The following is a 17375-nucleotide window of genomic DNA, read 5'->3' as shown; positions in this document are numbered from 1 at the left end:
GGCCGGGCCCGCCATCGTGCAGCCGCGGCGGCGCAAAAGACAGAAATTAAAACGCACACGATCACAGTGTTGCGCGACGCTCCGCGCGGTCCGCCGGCTAAACCGCTTGAAGGAGCCAATATTGCCTTGTTTTCAGGGGTAATCCGTCAGGATCGACCCTCTACACTTAGAGTCGACCGTAAGTGGCCCGCGGGCGGCCGCGGCGCCGGTCGGGCACCACAGCCGTGTGATGGCATTGGGCAACCACGGCCTGGTGGAGGAAAAAAGTTCATGGCGAAGTTAGGTTTGCGAGCAAAGTCCTTGCTCGCGCTGGTGCTGGCATGCCTGCTGGCGCTGATTCCCACCGTACTGCTGGGCTGGCACGCCATGGAGCAGGTGCGCGAACACTTTGGCCGCGCCTACGCGGACAATTTCGCCTTGCTGAGCCGCCAGCGCATTCTGGCCCCGATTACGCGCGAACTGGCGCTGTCGCAGCGGCTGCTCGAATCCCAGGTCACCCTGGACTGGATGCGCGACGAAGACAATCCCGCCAAGCGGGAACGCTTCTTCAAGGAGGCGGAAGGCTATCAGCGCGCATTCCGCTCCCACGCCTATTGCGTGGTCAACCCGATCAGCGGCAACTACTACTACAACGAATCGAACAAGCCGTTCTCCGACGCGCCGCGCTACCGGCTGAACCCCAACGATCCCGAGGACCGCTGGTTCTTCGAAAGCCTGAAGTCGTCGGCGGAGTACAACATCAACGTCAATCCCGACGCCAAGTTGAAGGTCACGCGGGTCTGGTTCAACGTCATCGTGCGCGACCAGGGCAAGCCGGTGGCTTTTGGCGGCGCCAGCCTGGACCTGAGTGATTTCCTGAATCAGTTCGTCGGCAGCGGCGAGCTGGGCGTGACGCCCATCATTATTGATGAGCAAGGCAACATCCAGGCGCATCCCGATGCGTCCCTGATTGACTACAACTCGGGCGCGGCCGCCGGCGCCGGCAAGGGACGGATCTTCGGCTTGATGCAGGACGATCGAAGTCGCAATGCCCTGGAGCAGGCGATGCGCGAGGCGCCCAAGACCCCGGACGCGGCCCAGTCCGTCTGGGTGCGTCTGCAAGGCAAGCGCCAGCTGATGTCCGTGTCGTATGTGCCCGAACTGCACTGGTACGTGCTGGCCGCCGTCGATCTGCACGCCGCCCGCATCGTCGACACCGCCAGCCTGTGGCCCGCCGCCGCCGCGCTGCTGCTGCTGATCGGCGGCCTGCTGGCGGTCTTCGGCTATGCGGTCAACCGGCTGGTGCTGCGGCCCATCCGCAATCTGCAGCAGTCGGCGCGGGCGATCGCCGATGGCCGCTACGACGTCGACCTGCCCAAGGGCGGCGCCGACGAAATCGGCGATCTCAGTCGCGCTTTCGGCGTCATGGCCGAAAAAGTCCGCAGCCATACCCAGGAGCTGGAAAGCAAGGTGCGGGAACGCACCCGGGCGCTTGAAGCGGCCAACCAGGCCATGGCCAGCGCCAACAAGAAAATCGGCGATTCCATCGATTACGCCAGCCTGATCCAGCAGGCCATCCTGCCGCGGCGGCAAATGGCCCAGTCCCTGGGCGCGCGCCACTTCGTCATGTGGAAGCCGCGCGACGTGGTGGGCGGGGATTTCTACGTTTTCCAGGCCGAGGGCGACAACTGCCTGCTGGGTGTCATGGATTGCGCCGGGCACGGCGTGCCGGGCGCCCTCATGACCATGCTGGTCCGGGCGGCGGTGGACGTGGCGGTCGCGGAAGTCGGCCCGTCCGATCCGGCCGGCATCCTGACGCGCACCGACGCCGCCATCCGCGGCATGCTCGCCGACATGCAGCTGCCCCATGCCCTGGCCACCAATACCGACGCCGGGCTCGTTTATATTGACCGCGCCGCCGGCCATCTGCTGTTTTCCGGCGCCAAGATTTCGCTATACCAAAGCGACGGCGTGGAATGCCGCGAGCATCGCGGGGCGCGCCGTGCGTTGGGCGACAAGCGCCAGGGCGAATACACCAACCTGACGCTGCCGCTGACGGCGGGAATGACGTTTTACCTGAGCACCGACGGGTTTCTGGACCAGGCGGGAGGAGAGCATGGCTTTGGCTTCGGCGGCACGCGCTTCACGAGCATGCTGATAGAAATCGCGCGGTTGCCGCTGGGCGAGCAAGCCGAAGCGCTGGATCGCGCCCTGGGGGAATACCGGGGCGACTTGCCCCAGCGCGACGACATCACCATACTTTCCTTTCGCTTCGAATAACTTCCCAGACGGATAGCCATGAAAGCATCGGATCTTTATGCGCTGCGAGAGCGATTCAACCAGGATCGCACGCTGCTTTGCTTCAACGGACCGATTTCGCGCAGCTTGATCGAGGAAATCGGCAACGCCTTGAAGAACTACCTGGAAACCCAGGAAGCGCGCCCCGCCGAAGCCATGGACGTCTTCTCCGCCTATATCGAGATGACGCAAAACATCCGCCAATACGCGCTGCAACAGGGTTACGGCGACGCCGACGCGGCGGCCACCGTGGTGATATCCCGCGACGAGGAAGGCCGCTACACGGTCAGCGCCGGCAATCGCGTGGAGCCGGCCGACGGCGAGCGGCTGGTGGCGCGCGTGCGCCAGCTGGCGACCATGGACAAGGCCGAATTGAAAGCGGCCTACAAGACACAGCTGCGCCAACCGCGCGATCCGGCCGCCGCCACCGGCGCCGGTCTGGGCCTGATCGACCTGGCGCGGCGCGCCACGGCCGGTGTCGAGGCTACGCTCAGCACGCACGGCGACGGCCGTGCGTTCTTCAGCCTGAGCGTCGTCATCTGATCAGCATTGCCTCGAGCAACATGCAAATGAAAGAACTCAATATTCCTGCTTCCCAATCCACGCCGTCCATCGTGTCCGACAGGGAGAACGGAAGCCTGCATCTCAGCGGTGATTCCTACCCGGAAAACTCCTTTGAGCTGTTCGGCCCGGTTATCCAGTGGGTCGACGAGTACCTGGCCTCCACGCAGCGCGCGCTGGCCGTTACGCTCGAGTTGCAGTATCTGAATACCAGCAGCGTGAAGGCCGTCATGGACATCTTTGATCTGCTGGAAGCCGCGCACGACAACGGCCACGAGGTCGCCGTCACCTGGTACTACGACAGCCGCAACGAGCGCGTGGGCGAGCTGGCGGAGGAATTCAAGGAAGACTGTTCCTTTCCCTTTACCGTTGTCGGTCGCTGATGAAAAAGAAGCGCTACCAGGATCTGGAGGCGCGCATCCAGTCCATGCTGGCTGAACCCGCCTACGCCGACCACCCGCTGCGTGGCGTGCTCGAAGAGCTGTGGCAGCACACCAACGAGCAGCTGGGCCGGATCGAGCGGATTTCGTATCTGTCCGATGCATTCCAGATGATGGCCCGCCAGCGCGAGTTGGGGCTGGTGGCGCGCTATGACCGCGAACTGAAGCGGCTGGCCAAGCTGGTGCGCATTTCCGATGGCTACCAGGAAATGATGCGCAACATGAATGCCGCGCTCAAGGAGTCGTCCATCCGCGACCCGCTGACCAATCTGTTGAACCGGCGCGCGCTGATGGAACGCATGAAAGAACTGTCCCTGACCGCCGAGCCGGACCAGCCGGCCTTCGTGGTGGCCATGCTGGACGTCGACCATTTCAAGCGCATCAACGACCGCTATGGGCACGATGCGGGGGACCGTGCGCTGACCCGCCTGGCGGATATCATGCGCGCCTCGGTGCGGGACAGCGACGATGTGGCCCGCTGGGGCGGCGAGGAATTCCTGGTATTGCTGCCCAATATCAGCCTGGAAGAGGGCGAGGCCGTCATCGACCGCATCCTGGCCGGCGTGCGCGGCAATGCCATCGAAGTCGAAGGCGAGCAACTGCTGCTGACGGTCAGCGTAGGCATGGCCCTGCATCGCAGCGGCGAAAGCGTTTCCACCACCTTGAGCCGGGCCGATCGCGCCCTTTATCTCGCCAAGCAGGCCGGCCGCGACCGCGTCGCCCTGGAGCGCCGGCCGGCCGCCTAGGGCCGGCGCAACGCGCTTCGCTGGTCTCTTTCCGCTCCGCGAAAACCCCGTCTTGCACCCGGCTCCGCTCCGGGTATATATTTCAAGCCTAAACTATCCAGGCTTGAAACTCTCGGCCCTCGCGGCCGATCCGGAAGCAGGTGACCCAATGAAGATAGTGTGCCTGGGCGGCGGCCCAGCCGGCCTGTATTTCGGTCTGCTGATGAAGCTGCGCGACCCCAGCAATGAAGTCACGGTGGTCGAACGCAACCGTCCGTACGATACCTTCGGCTGGGGCGTCGTCTTTTCCGACGCCACCATGGAAAACCTGCGGCGCGCCGATCCGGTTTCGGCGCGCCAGATCAGCGACGCCTTCAACCACTGGGATGACATCGACATCCACTTCAAGGGGCGTACGCTGCGCAGCGGCGGCCATGGCTTCATCGGCATCGGCCGCAAGAAGCTGCTGAACATCCTGCAAGCGCGCTGTGAAGAGGCCGGCGTGAAGCTGGTCTTCGAAACCGTGGTGGAGGACGATCAGGCGCTGGCCCGCCAGTACGACGCCGACCTGGTGATCGCCTCCGACGGCATCAACAGCCGCGTCCGCGCCGCCTATGCCGACACCTTCCAGCCCGACATCGACCAACGGCTGAATCGCTTCGTCTGGCTGGGTACCGAAAAAGCCTTCGACGCCTTCACCTTCGCCTTCGTCCAGACCCCGCACGGCTGGTTCCAGGCGCATGCGTATCGCTTCGAACCGGGACTGTCCACCTTTATCGTGGAAACGCCCGAGCCCACCTGGCGCGCGGCCGGGCTGGACACGATGAGCCAGGAAGAAGGCATCCGCTACTGCGAAAAGCTGTTCGCGCCCTGGCTGGACGGCAAGCCTTTGATGAGCAATGCCGGGCATCTGCGCGGCTCGGCCATCTGGATACGATTTCCGCGCGTGATCTGCCATCATTGGGTGCGCTGGAACAGCGTCGATACCCCCCGTGGCAGGCGCGACATACCGGTGGTCCTGATGGGCGACGCCGCGCATACCGCGCATTTCTCCATCGGCTCCGGCACCAAGCTGGCGCTGGAGGATGCCATCGAGCTGGCCGACCAGCTTACGTCGCAGCCGGTGGGCGCCGGCGAGCGGGGGGACGCCCCGGGCCATTTGCGCGCCGCCCTGCAGCGCTATGAAGACATTCGCGGCGTCGAAGTCCTGAAAATCCAGAACGCCGCGCGCAACTCCACCGAATGGTTCGAGCACGTCGATCGCTACGCCTGCCTGGAACCGGAGCAGTTCGCCTATTCCCTGCTGACCCGATCGCAGCGCATTTCCCATGAAAACCTGCGTCTGCGCGATCCGGTCTGGCTGCAAGGCTACGAGCACTGGCTCGCCGCGCGCGCCGGTGTCGATACGGCGCGGGAGTCCGGACGGGCGGCCGAGCGGCCGCCGCTGCCCATGCTGACGCCTTATGCGGCGCGCGGCATGCGGCTGAAGAATCGCATCGTGGTCTCGCCCATGGCCATGTACGCCTGCACGGACGGCGTGCCGGGCGATTTCCACCTGGTGCATCTGGGCGCCAGGGCGCTGGGCGGCGCGGGACTGGTCATGGTCGAAATGACCTGCCCGTCGGCGGATGCCCGCATCACGCCGGGCTGCCCGGGCCTGTGGAATGACGAACAGGCGGCGGCCTTTGCCCGTATCGTCGATTTCGTGCACGGCAACAGCGATGCCCGCATCGGCATCCAGCTGGGCCATGCCGGGCGCAAGGGCTCCACCCAGCTGGGTTGGCAGCGGATGGACCATCCCCTGGCGGAAGGCAACTGGCCCTTGCTGTCGGCGTCGGCCTTGCCCTATCTGCCGGGCATTTCGCAGACGCCCAAGGCGATGACGCGCCAGGATATGGACCGGGTACGCGACGATTTCGTGGCGGCGGCGCGGCGTGCGGCCGGGGCCGGCTTCGATTGGCTGGAGCTGCACTGTGCCCACGGCTATCTGTTGTCCAGTTTCATTTCGCCGCTGACCAACCGGCGCGAGGACGAGTATGGCGGCGACCTGGACGCGCGGCTGCGCTATCCGCTGGAAGTCTTCGCCGCCGTGCGGGCGGCCTGGCCGGCGCACTTGCCGATGTCGGTGCGCATTTCGGCCCATGACTGGGTGGAAGGCGGCATCACCGCCGACGACGCCGTGGAAATCGCGCGGCGTTTCAAGGCCGCCGGCGCCGATATGATCGACTGCTCCTCCGGCCAAGTCAGTCCGGACCAGCATCCCGTCTACGGGCGCATGTATCAGACGCCGTTCGCCGACCGCATCCGCAACGAAGCCGATATTCCCACCATCGCGGTGGGCGCGATTTTCGAAGCCGATCACGTGAACGGCATCATCGCTTCGGGACGCGCCGATCTGTGCGCGTTGGCGCGTCCGCATCTGGCGGACTCCGCCTGGACGCTGCGCGAAGCGGCGCGCGTCGGCTATACCGGAATCGACTGGCCGGTGAACTACCTGGCCGGCAAACGCCAGCTGGAAACCAATTTCGCCCGTGCCGCCCAATCGGCCGCTGCTATCGGGGGTGAGAAATGACGACCGATACATCGCTGGCGGGCCGCCACGCGCTGGTGACGGGCGGCGGCCGCGGCATCGGTTATGCCATCGCCGAACGCCTGCTGCGCGACGGCGCATCCGTAACGCTGCTGGGGCGCGACGCCGCGTCCTTGGAGCAGGCCACGGGCGCGCTGGCGCGGCCGGCGCAAGGGCAGGTGCGATGGCAAGCCGCCGACATCACCCACGCGGACGCGCTGGGCGAGGCCTTCGCGGAAGCCGCGCGCGCATTCGGCCCCATCGGCATCCTGGTCAACAACGCCGGCCAGGCCCGCAGCGAACGCTTCGACCGCACCGACGCCGCCCTGTGGGAAAACATGCTGGCCGTCAACCTGACCGGCACATTCCACTGCATCCAGGCCGCGCTGCCCGGCATGCTGGCGGCGGGCTGGGGCCGTATCGTCAACGTCGCCAGCACGGCGGGCCTGGTCGGCTATGCCTACGTCAGCGCCTATTGCGCCGCCAAGCATGGCGTCATCGGCCTGACCCGCGCGCTGGCGTTGGAAACCGCCGGCAAGGGCGTAACGGTAAACGCCGTATGTCCGGGCTTCACCGATACCGACATCGTCCGCGACGCCGTCCGCAACATCGTGGCCAAGACCGGCATGGACGAAGCCGGCGCGCGCGCCAGGCTGGCCGAACGCAATCCGCAGGGCCGGCTGGTGCGGCCGGACGAAGTCGCCCACGCCGTGGCATGGCTGTGCCAGCCGGGCGCGGACGCGATCAACGGGCAATCCATTCCGGTGGACGGCGGCGAGGTCATGGCGGGATAGCGTGGACCGGACGATATAGGCCGTCTCGCGGTATGCGGCCCAGGCAGCGGCGGATACGACGCCCTGTGCGACACCTTATGGCCCCTATCACCGTGAGAAAGATTTCCATGCGCGGTCAGCGCAAAGCGACAGGAGATGAACAGTGAGCGATAGCGAATATCCCGGCATGGCGCATCACCGCCGCCCCATGGCCGGCACGCAGCCGCGCACCTTCCGTTGGGAAACCCGCGAAAGCGGCAAGGTGGGCGTGATCACCCTGGACAGGCCGGAGCGCAAGAACCCGCTGACCTTCGATTCCTATGCCGAGTTGCGCGACCTGTTCCGCGCGCTGGTCTACGCCACCGATATCAAGGTCATCGTCGTGACCGGCGCCGGCGGCAATTTCTGCTCCGGTGGCGACGTGCATGAAATCATCGGCCCGCTGACGCGCATGACCATGCCCGAGCTGCTCGATTTCACCCGCATGACGGGCGATCTGGTCAAGGCCATGCGCGCCTGCCCCCAGCCCATCGTGGCGGCCGTCGACGGCGTGTGCGCGGGAGCCGGCGCCATGATCGCGCTGGCCGCCGACCTGCGGCTGGGCACTGCGCGCGCCCGCACGGCCTTCCTGTTCACCCGCGTCGGCCTGGCCGGCGCCGACATGGGCGCCTGCTCGCTGCTGCCGCGCATGATAGGCCAGGGCAGGGCGTCGGAGCTGCTATACACCGGCCGGGCGATGAGCGCGCAGGAAGGCGCATCGTGGGGATTCTTCAACGCGCTGCATGAACCCGACGCGCTGATGCCCGCGGCCTGCGCCCTGGCGGAGCAACTGGCCGCCGGCCCCACGTTCGCGCACGGCATGACGAAAAAACTGCTGCATCAGGAATGGAATATGGGTGTGGACGAAGCGATCGAAGCAGAGGCGCAGGCGCAGGCCATCTGCATGCAGACGCGCGATTTCCGCCGCGCGTACGAAGCCTTCGTCGACAAGAAACAGCCGCGTTTCGAAGGCGATTGAGGATGCGCCGGACGGCCGGATGTTCCCGCGACTGCGGGCCCGTGCGCAGGCAACGGGTCAAGGACGCCGACATGAACACGCGCATCAAGCGCGCGCCGAGGGCATGGACATGAATGCATCACCCGATTGGCTCACCTGGCCATTTTTCGACGACACGCACAGGCAATTGGCCACCGGGCTGGACGTCTGGTGCGCGTCGTCCCTGCACGGCCTCGACCACGCCGACACCGACGCGGCCTGCCGCTCGCTGGTCGCGCGACTGGGCCAGGCGGGATGGCTGCGCTATTGCGTGCCCGCGGGGCCGGACGGCGCCTGGGGAGGTCAACTGCCCGCCGTCGACTCGCGCGCCGTCTGCATCCTGCGCGAAACGCTGGCGCGCCATGACGGGCTGGCGGATTTCGCCCTGGCCATGCAGGGCCTGGGCAGCGGCGCCATCGCGCTGGCCGGCTCCGACGCCTTGCGGGCGCGCTATCTGCCGCGCGTGGCGCGCGGCGAAGCGATCGCCGCCTTCGCCCTATCCGAAGCCGAAGCGGGATCCGATGTGGCCGCCATGGCTTGCGAAGCCAGGCTGGACGGCGATCACTATGTACTGAACGGCGGCAAAACCTGGATCTCCAACGGCGGCATCGCCGACTTCTATTGCGTGTTCGCCCGCACCGGCGAGGCGCCCGGCGCGCGCGGCATCAGCGCCTTCGTGGTCGACGCCGGCACGCCCGGGTTCAGCATCGCCGAGCGCATACAAGTGATCGCGCCGCATCCGCTGGCGACACTGCGCTTCGACGACTGCCGCATCCCCGTATCGCAGCGGCTGGGCGAGGCGGGGCAGGGCTTCAAGCTGGCCATGATGACGCTGGATATCTTCCGCGCATCGGTCGCCGCGGCGGCGCTGGGCTTCGCCCGCCGCGCCTTGAGCGAAGCCCTTGCGCGCGCTACGTCGCGCCGCATGTTCGGCCAGACGCTGGCCGACCTGCAGCTGACGCAGGCGGCCCTGGGCGACATGGCCACCGCCATCGATGCATCGGCCTTGCTGACCTACCGCGCGGCCTGGCAGCGCGACGTGCAAGGCCGATCCACCACGCGCGAAGCCGCGATGGCCAAGATGATGGCGACGGAGTCGGCGCAATCGGTCATCGACCGCGCCCTGCAGATGTTCGGCGGCGCCGGCGTGGTGTCCGGCACGCCGGTGGAAAAACTGTATCGCGAGATCCGCGCCCTGCGCATCTATGAAGGCGCGACCGAGGTGCAGAAACTGATCATTGCCCGCGCATTGTTGAAGGGCGGTTGAGCCGGGAGCCCGACTCCGGCATCAAGGGGAACGTCATGCAAGCAACGCTGGATATCGCCGGCCGCCGGCGCGAGGGGGCCGCCACGGCCCACGTGGACACTTACGCCCGCGACAATCTGCCGCCGCCGGAGGAATGGCCCGAGCTGCTGTTGGACGGCCTCGGCCTGGACTATCCTGCCGGGGAGGGATCGGTCCCGCAAGGTGACGGCGCCCACTGGCCCGACACGGCCTATCCGGCGCGCCTGAATTGCGCGGTCGAACTGGTCGACGCCGTCGTCGCGCGCGGCCGGGGCGGCCGCGTGGCCCTGCGCTGGCCCACCGCCGAGGGCGGACAGGCCGCGATGACCTACGCCGAGCTTGCCGCCCTGACCGACCGCATCGCCCGCGTGCTGGTCGAAGACATGGGCCTGGTGCCCGGCAATCGCGTCCTGCTGCGCGGCCCCAACAACCCCATGATGGCCGCGTCCTGGCTGGGCGCCATCAAGGCCGGCATGGTCACCGTGCCGACCATGCCGCTGCTGCGCGCCAAGGAACTGAAGCAGATTATCGACAAGGCCCGCGTCAGCGCCATGCTGTGCGACGTGCGGCTCAAGGACGAAGCGCTGCCCTGCATGCAGTCCGGCCACGAATATTACAGCCCCGATCTGAAGCGCATCGTCTACTTCAACGACACGGCGCCCGATAGCCTGGATACCTTGGCGCGGGCCAAGCCCGCCGGCTTCACCGCCTGCGACACGGCCGCCGACGACGTCTGCCTGATCGCTTTCACCAGCGGCACCACCGGCAAGCCCAAGGGCTGCATGCATTTCCATCGCGACGTCCTGGCGATGTGCGACCTGTTCCCGCGCCATGTCATCCGGCCGACCGCCGACGATATTTTCTGCGGCACGCCGCCGCTGGCGTTCACCTTCGGCCTGGGCGGCCTGCTGTGTTTTCCCTTGCGCATCGGCGCCTGCGCGCTGCTGGCGGAAAAACTCACGCCGGACGCCTTGCTGAAACTGATCCAGGATTTCGGCGCCACCATCGTGTTCACCGCGCCCACCTTCTACCGGCAGATGGCCGGACTGGCGGATCGCTACGACCTGCGCACCCTGCGCAAGAGCGTGTCCGCCGGCGAGGCGCTGCCCGACGCCACGCGGCAGCTATGGAAGCAGGCGACCGGCATCGAGATGATAGATGGCATCGGCGGCACCGAAATGATCCACGTCTTCGTTTCCAGCCCCGAGCACGAGGTGCGCCGCGGCGCCATCGGCAAGGTCGTGCCGGGCTATATCGCGCAGGTCGTCGACGAAAACATGCAGCCCGTGCCGGTGGGCCAGCCCGGCCGCCTGGCCGTCAAAGGCCCTACCGGCTGCCGCTACCTGGCCGACCCGCGGCAGCGCGATTTCGTGCGTCAGGGCTGGAACCTGCCGGGCGATACCTTCGTGCAGGATGCCGACGGCTATTTCTTCTACCAGGCCCGCAACGACGACATGATCGTCTCCGCCGGCTACAACATCGCCGGGCCTGAAGTGGAAGACGCGCTGTTGCGTCATCCCGCTGTCGCGGAATGCGGCGTGGTGGGCGCCCCCGACGACGACCGCGGGCAGGTGGTAAAGGCCTACATCGTGCTCAAGCCCGGCTTGCGGGGCGACGCGGCACTGGCCATGGAGCTGCAGGAATTCGTCAAGGCGAACATCGCGCCCTACAAATATCCGCGGCAGATCGAATTCGTCGAGGTCCTGCCGCGCACCGAAACCGGCAAGCTGCAGCGCTTCGTGCTGCGCCAGCAGGTAAACAAGGCGCCCTGAACGCGAAGAGAACAACCGCGCGACGGGCAATAGGCGCGCCGAAGACACGCGCACAATCGCGTAATCAACAACAGGATGGACCCAATGCAAATACTCCAACCGCCCGACTGGCTGCCGCCGCGCGGCTATTCCAACGGCGTGCTGACCGAGCTGCGGCCCGGCAGCCGGCTGGTGTTCGTCGGCGGCCAGATAGGCTGGAATGGTGCCCAGCAGTTCGAAAGCGACGATTTCGCCGAGCAGACGAGGCAGGCATTGATGAACGTAGTGGCGGTGCTGGCCCAAGGCGGCGGCGAACCGCGCCACATCACGCGCCTGACCTGGTACGTGACCGACCGCGACGAATACGTGGCGTCATACGCGCGTATCGGCGCGCACTACCGCGAAATCATCGGTCGCCACTTCCCGGCCATGACAGCCGTTCAAGTGGCGGGGCTGGTGGAGCCGCGCGCCAAAGTGGAAATCGAGGCCACCGCCGTTATCCCGGGCTGATTCTTTCGGGCAAGGCGGCCGCGTCTTCTGACCTGCTCCCGACCCGCGCCGGCGGGGCCCGGCCTTAGCGCTTCATCGACGCGAACACCTGCTCCGCGGCGTCCAGCGTGTGGCCGATGGCCGCGTCGTCATGCGCGGCCGAGACGAAACCCGCCTCGAACGCCGACGGCGCGAAATGCACGCCGCGCTCAAGCATGGCGTGAAAGAACGTCTTGAAGGCTTCGATATCGCAGGCCGAGACCTCGGCCAGCGTGGTGGGGATCTTGTCGCCGAAGTAGATGCCGAACATGCCGCCGATCGCATCCGCGCTGAAAGGCACGTCCGCCGCGCGCGCGCGTTCGAGCAAGCCATCCACCAATTGGCGCGTCCTCGCCGCCAGCTTGTCGTAGAAGCCGGGCTGGCCGATCAGGCGCAGTGTTTCCAGTCCCGCCGCCACCGCCACCGGATTGCCCGACAGCGTGCCGGCCTGGTACACCGCGCCCAGGGGCGCGATATGCCGCATCACCTCGCGGCTGCCGCCGAAAGCGCCCACCGGCATGCCGCCGCCGATCACCTTGGCCAGCGTGGTCAGGTCGGGCTTGATGCCCGTCAGCCCCTGCACGCCCTGCGGCCCGACGCGGAACCCGGTCATGACTTCGTCGAAGATCAGCAGCGCGCCGTGCTGCGTGCAAAGCTCCCGCAAGCCTTCCAGAAAGCCCGGCAGCGGCCGCACCAGGTTCATATTGCCGGCCACCGGTTCGACGATGACACAGGCGATGTCGTGGCCGTATTGCTTGAACGCCGCGCCCACGCCATCCAGGTCGTTGTAGTCCAGCACCAGCGTATGTTCGACGAACTCGGCCGGCACGCCGGCCGAAGTGGGATTGCCGAAAGTCAACAGGCCCGAGCCCGCCTTGACCAGCAGGCTGTCGGCGTGGCCGTGATAGCAGCCCTCGAACTTGACGATCTTGTTGCGCGCGGTCGCGCCGCGCGCCAGCCGGATGGCGGTCATCGTGGCTTCGGTGCCGGAGCTGACCAGGCGCACCTGTTCCATCGACGGCACGCGCTCGATCAGCGTTTCCGCCAGGGTGATTTCCGCCTGGGTGGGGGCGCCAAAGGACAGCCCGTTCGTGGCCGCTTCCTGCACCGCGCGGACCACGTCGGGATGGGCGTGGCCCAGGATGGCCGGCCCCCAGGAACCGATGTAGTCGACATAGCGGGTGCCTTCGGCATCCCACACATAAGGCCCCTGGCCGCGGGCGATGAAGCGGGGCGTCCCGCCCACCGACCGGAATGCCCGCACCGGGGAATTGACGCCGCCGGGGATGCTGCGGCTCGCGCGTTCGAAAAGTTCGGCGTTGCTGGACATGGAAACCTGCTCGATGAAAGAGGTTGGGCACCGGCCGCCACCGCGCGCATGCGCGGCGCGAGGGCGGCCCGTTTTGGAAATTCAGTCGGCCGGATCGCGGCGCGGCGGCTCCGGCGCCGGCGTGGGCAGGAAAGGGCGGCTGCATTCCGCCGCCGCCCGCCCGACATCGGGCGCCTCGAACACGCCGGTAATCACCGCCACGGCGTCGGCGCCCGCCTGCGCCACCAACGGCGCGTTGGACGGGGTGATCCCGCCAATGGCCACTACGGCCGGTCGCGGCGCCGGCCGCGACCGCGCCAATTGCAGGGCCTGCGCGAACAGCGACAGCGGCGCGCGCACCGCCGCCGGTTTGGTCGGCGACGGGAACACCGCGCCAAAAGCAATATAGTCGGCGCCCGCGTCGAGCATGGCGCGCGCGCGCTCGATGTCGTCGTAGCAGGATGCGCCGATGATCAGGTCGGGCGCCTGGGCCCGCACCTGGGCCAGGTCGCCATCGTCGCGGCCCAGATGCACGCCGTCGGCGCCGACCTCGAGCGCCAATTCCCAATGATCGTTGATCAGGAACACCACGCCCAGTTCACGGCACAGCGGCGCCAATGCCTGGGCCTGTGCGCGCCGCGTCGCGGCCGGGACGTCCTTGCGGCGCAGCTGCAGCGAACGCATGCCGCCCGCCGCGGCCTGCTCCACCGCGCGCAGCAGTCTGCCGGTGTCGTCCCATTCAGGCGTGACGCCATACAGGCCGCGCGGAAAACGTAGCGACGTCATTGCAAACGCATCCGGTTGGCCACGCGCCGGCCCATGCCGGGCAGGAAACTTGCTGCAATGCCGGCGTCAGCGTGCGCCAGGGCACGTTCCACCGCTTGCGGCACCGGCATGCCATGCGCCAGATAGGCCGTGAGCGCCGTGGCCAGCAAGCCGCCGCTGTCGCTGCTGCGTTCCGGGGGCGCCTGCCAGGGTGCGTTCGTGGTCGCGCCGTCCGGCCCGATCAGCATGTTGGCATAGTGTCCGGGCCGCAGCGGTGCGCCCATTACCAGTACCCATTTGGCGCCGGCGCCCAGCAGCGCATGAGCCGGCGACGACGCTTCCCCGATGTCCATGGTCCCGTCCGCCAACCATTGAGCCAGCCGAGCATGCTCGACGACCACCACATCCGCTTGAGGCAACACCAATTCCAGCGTGGCGGCGAGCAGATCGTCGGCGTCTTCCTGTTCCGCCGCGTCTTCCGGCAGCGGGCCGCGCTGGCCCAGATGCAACACCAGCGGCACGTGGCTGTAGTCGGCCGCCACCTGCGCCACCGCGCTGGCGGCCTCCGCCGTATACAGGGCACCGACCTTGATGGCCTGCACCGGCATGTCTTCCAGTACGCAGCGGGCCTGGTCGTCCAGCAGTTCGGGGGCGATCGCCTGCACTTCCTCGACCGCCGCCGTATCCTGCACCGTCAGCGCGGTTACGGCCGCCAGGCCATGGCAGCCCAGGCTGGCGCAGGTCACGGCATCGGCCGGGAGCCCGTCGGAACCCGTGGGGTCGAAAGGACCGAAAATCAGTACGATGGGGGGAGTCGGAAAAGTCACTTAGACAGCATGGCCGGCCCCGATTTTTACGCAAACCGGGCCAGGAACCTATTGGGTTTCGGTAAGATCGACCCCATTCTAATTGATCGCGTCCGCTTGGGCGGCTTTAGCCCCCGGCCAGGCCGTAACTTTGATTTCAGGGAAACTATGCGAACTTGGATGTGTCTGATCTGTGGCTGGGTCTATGACGAAGAGGCCGGCCTGCCCGAAGAAGGCATCGCGCCCGGCACCCGCTGGGAAGATGTCCCGCCCAATTGGGTCTGTCCCGAATGCGGCGCCCGCAAGGAAGATTTCGAACTTATGGAGATCTGACGCCATCCATCCTGTTTTCCGGGGTCGATGATCCCGGTTCCGCGTGATAGGGCGCGAATTGTCCTGGGGGGACATTATGAGCGACGACAACAACAAGCCGGACAACGACGAAACGCCGGCGGTTGATTTTTCCAATCAGTTTCTGGTCGCTATGCCCAACATGGTGGAAGGAAGTCTGGCGGGAGCAGTGATTTATATCTGCGAGCATACCGCCAAGGGAGCGCTGGGCCTGGTGATCAACCGGCCCACGGACCTGACGCTGGGCACTCTGTTCGAACGCATCGACTTGAATCTCGAAATCGCGCCGGTCAAGGAAACCCCGGTGTTTTTCGGCGGCCCGGTGCAGACGGACCGGGGCTTCGTGCTGCATGCGCCGCCCGGCGACTATACGTCCAGCATCAAGCTGGGCGGCCTGGCGCTGACCACGTCGCGCGACGTGCTGCAGGCCGTGGCCGACGGCAATGGACCGGCCCGCATGCTGGTCACCCTGGGTTATGCCGGCTGGGGGGCGGGGCAACTGGAAAGCGAAATGGCGCGCAATGCCTGGCTCAGTGTTTCCGCGGATCCTGACATCATTTTCGACGTCCCGCCGGAAGACCGCTATCCCGCCGCGCTCAAACTGCTGGGCATAGACCCGGTCATGCTGGCCGGCGACGCGGGCCATGCCTAGCGCGGCCCTGCCTGGCGCGGCCGGGGCGGGCGCGGCCGCGCCCGCGGCGGACGTGCTCGCGCCGGCGCGCGTCGTGGCCGAGGAAACCCTGCTGGCCTTCGACTACGGCACCAAGAAGATAGGCATCGCCATCGGCAACACCCTGACCCGCCAGGCCACGCCGCTGGAGATCATCCATAGCGAGGTCCGCGACGTCCGCTTCGGCCGCATCGCGGCCCTGTTGCGCGAATGGCAGCCGCAACGCCTGATCGTCGGCCTGGCGCTCAACGTCGATGGCGGCGAACAGGAGGCCACCGCGCGCTGCCGCCGCTTCGCCAATCAGCTGCATGGCAGATTCAACCTGCCGGTCGTGCTGGTGGACGAACGCGGCTCCAGCATGCAGGCGCAGGCGCTGCTGGGCACCAACGCGCCCGACGACGCCGCCGCCGCCGCGGTAATCCTGCAGCGCTATCTGGACGCCTTGCCGGGTTAGCGCCCCGGCCCGTCATCCCGCCGCCTGAAACATGGCGCCGTGGTATGGTGGCGTCCGCGCTTCGGCACCCCGGACCAGCCACCCATCGTTTTTATGACAGACCAAGGATCTACAGGCACCCACTCCAGCGCCGCGCAGGCGTCTTCCGATGGCTTGACCCACGCCGCGCCGGGTCGCGACCTGGGCCGCGAGCCGGCCGGACACGCCGATGCCGGTATCGGCGCCGCGACCGCCCCGGGCGAACGCCACGATCCCGCCATCTTCCCCATACGCTTGTTGCGCTTCCTGCCCCGGGCGCTGGCCGTCGCGTTGATGGTGCTGCTGGGATTGGTGCTGGTCGGAACGGTATATCCGCTGGTCCGCGCGCGCGGCCGCGACCTGCTTAACCGTACCTGGTCCCGCTGCCTGCTGCGCGTATGCGGCGTGCGCTTGCTGGTGCAGGGCGAGCCGCTGATGCAAGGCCCCGTGCTGATCGTGGCCAACCACGTGTCGTGGCTGGACATCTTCGTGATCAACGCCGTGCGGCCCACCGCCTTCGTCGCCAAGAGCGAGATCCGCCGCTGGCCTATCGTCGGCCGGCTGGTGGCGGGCGCGGGCACGCTGTTTTTGCAGCGGGGTCATCGCCATGCCATCCACACGGTGGGCGAGGCCATGAAAGGGCGCTTTGCCCAGGGCGAGTCGGTGGGGCTGTTCCCGGAAGGGACCACCACGGAGGGGTTTTCGCTGCTGCCATTCCACGGCAGCCTGTTCGAGCCGGCGCGCCAGGCGGGCGTGGCCATCCAGCCGGTGGCCCTGCGCTTCCTGCGGCACGGCCGGCGCGACGCTTTTGCGGCCTTCGTCGGCGAGGAAACCCTGGTGGGCAATCTGTGGCGCGTGCTGGGCGCGCGCGGGTTGGCCGTGGAAACCTTCTATCTGTCGCCATTGGCCGCGGAAGCCGGTGGCGCCGGCGGTCAAACCCGTCTGGAGATGGCGGCCAATGCGCGCTCCCGGATCCAGCAGGCCTTGGGCGATTGATCAGCGGCGCTTCGGCGACCGATAGCCGGACCGGACGAGCCAGACCGGACGAGCCGGACTC

Annotated in this window: 17 protein-coding genes; 14 read left to right on the top strand and 3 right to left on the bottom strand. The window is 67.1% G+C overall.

All coding sequences use genetic code 11. The annotated features are described in order from the left end of the window. The first annotated feature begins 270 nt into the window (after positions 1-270). The 10 genes from siaA to ACNA0R_RS14560 all read left to right on the top strand — a co-directional run bounded on the left by siaA (position 271) and on the right by ACNA0R_RS14560 (position 11927). Complete coding sequence (gene siaA / locus ACNA0R_RS14605; protein WP_415826729.1) at positions 271-2259, top strand: biofilm regulation protein phosphatase SiaA; 1989 nt, start codon at positions 271-273, stop codon at positions 2257-2259. A gap of 18 nt (positions 2260-2277) precedes the next feature. Continuing rightward, positions 2278-2820, top strand: coding sequence for a biofilm regulation protein kinase SiaB (gene siaB / locus ACNA0R_RS14600; RefSeq protein WP_415826728.1), 543 nt, complete (start codon positions 2278-2280; stop codon positions 2818-2820). 26 nt (positions 2821-2846) lie between these two features. Further along, positions 2847-3221, top strand: coding sequence for a biofilm regulation phosphoprotein SiaC (gene siaC / locus ACNA0R_RS14595; RefSeq protein ID WP_415826727.1), 375 nt, complete (start codon positions 2847-2849; stop codon positions 3219-3221). Beyond that, positions 3221-4024, top strand: coding sequence for a biofilm regulation diguanylate cyclase SiaD (siaD, locus tag ACNA0R_RS14590; RefSeq protein WP_415826726.1), 804 nt, complete (start codon positions 3221-3223; stop codon positions 4022-4024). The genes siaC and siaD overlap by 1 nt, the downstream gene beginning before the upstream one ends. 148 nt (positions 4025-4172) lie before the next feature. Continuing rightward, the gene (locus ACNA0R_RS14585) at positions 4173-6575 is read left to right on the top strand and encodes a bifunctional salicylyl-CoA 5-hydroxylase/oxidoreductase (RefSeq protein ID WP_415826725.1); all 2403 of its coding nucleotides are present in this window, start codon (positions 4173-4175) and stop codon (positions 6573-6575) included. Then, positions 6572-7366 (top strand): SDR family NAD(P)-dependent oxidoreductase, encoded by a 795-nt coding sequence (locus ACNA0R_RS14580; RefSeq protein ID WP_415826724.1) that lies wholly within the window; start codon positions 6572-6574, stop codon positions 7364-7366. Before ACNA0R_RS14585 ends, ACNA0R_RS14580 begins: the two co-directional genes overlap by 4 nt. Positions 7367-7532: 166 nt before the next feature. Next, positions 7533-8363 (top strand): enoyl-CoA hydratase family protein, encoded by an 831-nt coding sequence (locus ACNA0R_RS14575; protein WP_415826765.1) that lies wholly within the window; start codon positions 7533-7535, stop codon positions 8361-8363. Positions 8364-8472: 109 nt separating this feature from the next. Then, positions 8473-9648, top strand: a complete 1176-nt coding sequence (locus ACNA0R_RS14570) for an acyl-CoA dehydrogenase family protein (RefSeq protein ID WP_415826723.1) — start codon at positions 8473-8475, stop codon at positions 9646-9648. A 35-nt stretch (positions 9649-9683) separates the two neighbouring features. Next, a complete protein-coding gene (locus ACNA0R_RS14565; RefSeq protein WP_415826722.1) occupies positions 9684-11438 on the top strand; it encodes an AMP-binding protein in 1755 nt (584 codons plus the stop codon). 84 nt (positions 11439-11522) lie between these two features. After that, entirely contained in the window at positions 11523-11927 is a 405-nt protein-coding gene (locus ACNA0R_RS14560) for a RidA family protein (RefSeq protein ID WP_415826721.1), read from the top strand. Between the two features lie 64 nt (positions 11928-11991). Here ACNA0R_RS14560 and hemL read toward each other — a convergent pair whose 3' ends face one another. The 3 genes from hemL to thiD form a co-directional block, all read right to left on the bottom strand. After that, the gene (gene hemL, locus ACNA0R_RS14555) at positions 11992-13275 is read right to left on the bottom strand and encodes a glutamate-1-semialdehyde 2,1-aminomutase (protein ID WP_415826720.1); all 1284 of its coding nucleotides are present in this window, start codon (positions 13273-13275) and stop codon (positions 11992-11994) included. Between the two features lie 81 nt (positions 13276-13356). Next, the gene (thiE, locus tag ACNA0R_RS14550; RefSeq protein ID WP_415826719.1) at positions 13357-14040 is read right to left on the bottom strand and encodes a thiamine phosphate synthase; all 684 of its coding nucleotides are present in this window, start codon (positions 14038-14040) and stop codon (positions 13357-13359) included. Beyond that, on the bottom strand, positions 14037-14846 hold the full coding sequence (thiD, locus tag ACNA0R_RS14545; protein WP_415826718.1) for a bifunctional hydroxymethylpyrimidine kinase/phosphomethylpyrimidine kinase: 810 nt from the start codon (positions 14844-14846) through the stop codon (positions 14037-14039). Before thiD ends, thiE begins: the two co-directional genes overlap by 4 nt. A gap of 147 nt (positions 14847-14993) precedes the next feature. Here thiD and ACNA0R_RS14540 point away from each other — a divergent pair, with 147 nt between their 5' ends. The 4 genes from ACNA0R_RS14540 to ACNA0R_RS14525 all read left to right on the top strand — a co-directional run bounded on the left by ACNA0R_RS14540 (position 14994) and on the right by ACNA0R_RS14525 (position 17314). Then, positions 14994-15158, top strand: coding sequence for a rubredoxin (locus ACNA0R_RS14540; protein WP_066632200.1), 165 nt, complete (start codon positions 14994-14996; stop codon positions 15156-15158). A 76-nt stretch (positions 15159-15234) separates the two neighbouring features. Then, positions 15235-15828 carry a YqgE/AlgH family protein gene (locus ACNA0R_RS14535; protein WP_415826717.1) on the top strand — a complete coding sequence of 198 codons (594 nt, stop codon included), beginning with the start codon at positions 15235-15237 and terminating at the stop codon, positions 15826-15828. A 73-nt stretch (positions 15829-15901) separates the two neighbouring features. Continuing rightward, positions 15902-16300: a Holliday junction resolvase RuvX gene (ruvX, locus tag ACNA0R_RS14530; RefSeq protein ID WP_415826764.1), complete on the top strand. Its 399-nt coding sequence runs from the start codon at positions 15902-15904 to the stop codon at positions 16298-16300. 267 nt (positions 16301-16567) lie between these two features. Continuing rightward, on the top strand, positions 16568-17314 hold the full coding sequence (locus ACNA0R_RS14525; RefSeq protein WP_415826763.1) for a lysophospholipid acyltransferase family protein: 747 nt from the start codon (positions 16568-16570) through the stop codon (positions 17312-17314). Positions 17315-17375 lie beyond the last annotated feature (61 nt).

The sequence above is a fragment of the Bordetella sputigena genome, from assembly GCF_965137885.1.
Classification (GTDB): Bacteria; Pseudomonadota; Gammaproteobacteria; order Burkholderiales; family Burkholderiaceae_B; genus Bordetella_C; species Bordetella_C sputigena.
Note: the sequence above shows the minus strand (reverse complement) of the source record. Positions and strands in the feature narration are given on the sequence as shown.

Bases quoted from the DNA above. Each gene is read 5' to 3' on its own strand.
- ACNA0R_RS14535 (WP_415826717.1), top strand. From the start codon at position 15,235: ATGAGCGACGACAACAACAAGCCGGACAACGACGAAACGCCGGCGGTT.
- thiE (WP_415826719.1), bottom strand. From the start codon at position 14,040: ATGACGTCGCTACGTTTTCCGCGCGGCCTGTATGGCGTCACGCCTGAA.
- ACNA0R_RS14580 (WP_415826724.1), top strand. From the start codon at position 6,572: ATGACGACCGATACATCGCTGGCGGGCCGCCACGCGCTGGTGACGGGC.
- ACNA0R_RS14570 (WP_415826723.1), top strand. From the start codon at position 8,473: ATGAATGCATCACCCGATTGGCTCACCTGGCCATTTTTCGACGACACG.
- ACNA0R_RS14575 (WP_415826765.1), top strand. From the start codon at position 7,533: ATGGCGCATCACCGCCGCCCCATGGCCGGCACGCAGCCGCGCACCTTC.
- siaD (WP_415826726.1), top strand. From the start codon at position 3,221: ATGAAAAAGAAGCGCTACCAGGATCTGGAGGCGCGCATCCAGTCCATG.
- siaC (WP_415826727.1), top strand. From the start codon at position 2,847: ATGAAAGAACTCAATATTCCTGCTTCCCAATCCACGCCGTCCATCGTG.
- siaB (WP_415826728.1), top strand. From the start codon at position 2,278: ATGAAAGCATCGGATCTTTATGCGCTGCGAGAGCGATTCAACCAGGAT.
- ACNA0R_RS14560 (WP_415826721.1), top strand. From the start codon at position 11,523: ATGCAAATACTCCAACCGCCCGACTGGCTGCCGCCGCGCGGCTATTCC.
- siaA (WP_415826729.1), top strand. From the start codon at position 271: ATGGCGAAGTTAGGTTTGCGAGCAAAGTCCTTGCTCGCGCTGGTGCTG.
- ACNA0R_RS14565 (WP_415826722.1), top strand. From the start codon at position 9,684: ATGCAAGCAACGCTGGATATCGCCGGCCGCCGGCGCGAGGGGGCCGCC.
- ACNA0R_RS14585 (WP_415826725.1), top strand. From the start codon at position 4,173: ATGAAGATAGTGTGCCTGGGCGGCGGCCCAGCCGGCCTGTATTTCGGT.
- hemL (WP_415826720.1), bottom strand. From the start codon at position 13,275: ATGTCCAGCAACGCCGAACTTTTCGAACGCGCGAGCCGCAGCATCCCC.
- ACNA0R_RS14540 (WP_066632200.1), top strand. From the start codon at position 14,994: ATGCGAACTTGGATGTGTCTGATCTGTGGCTGGGTCTATGACGAAGAG.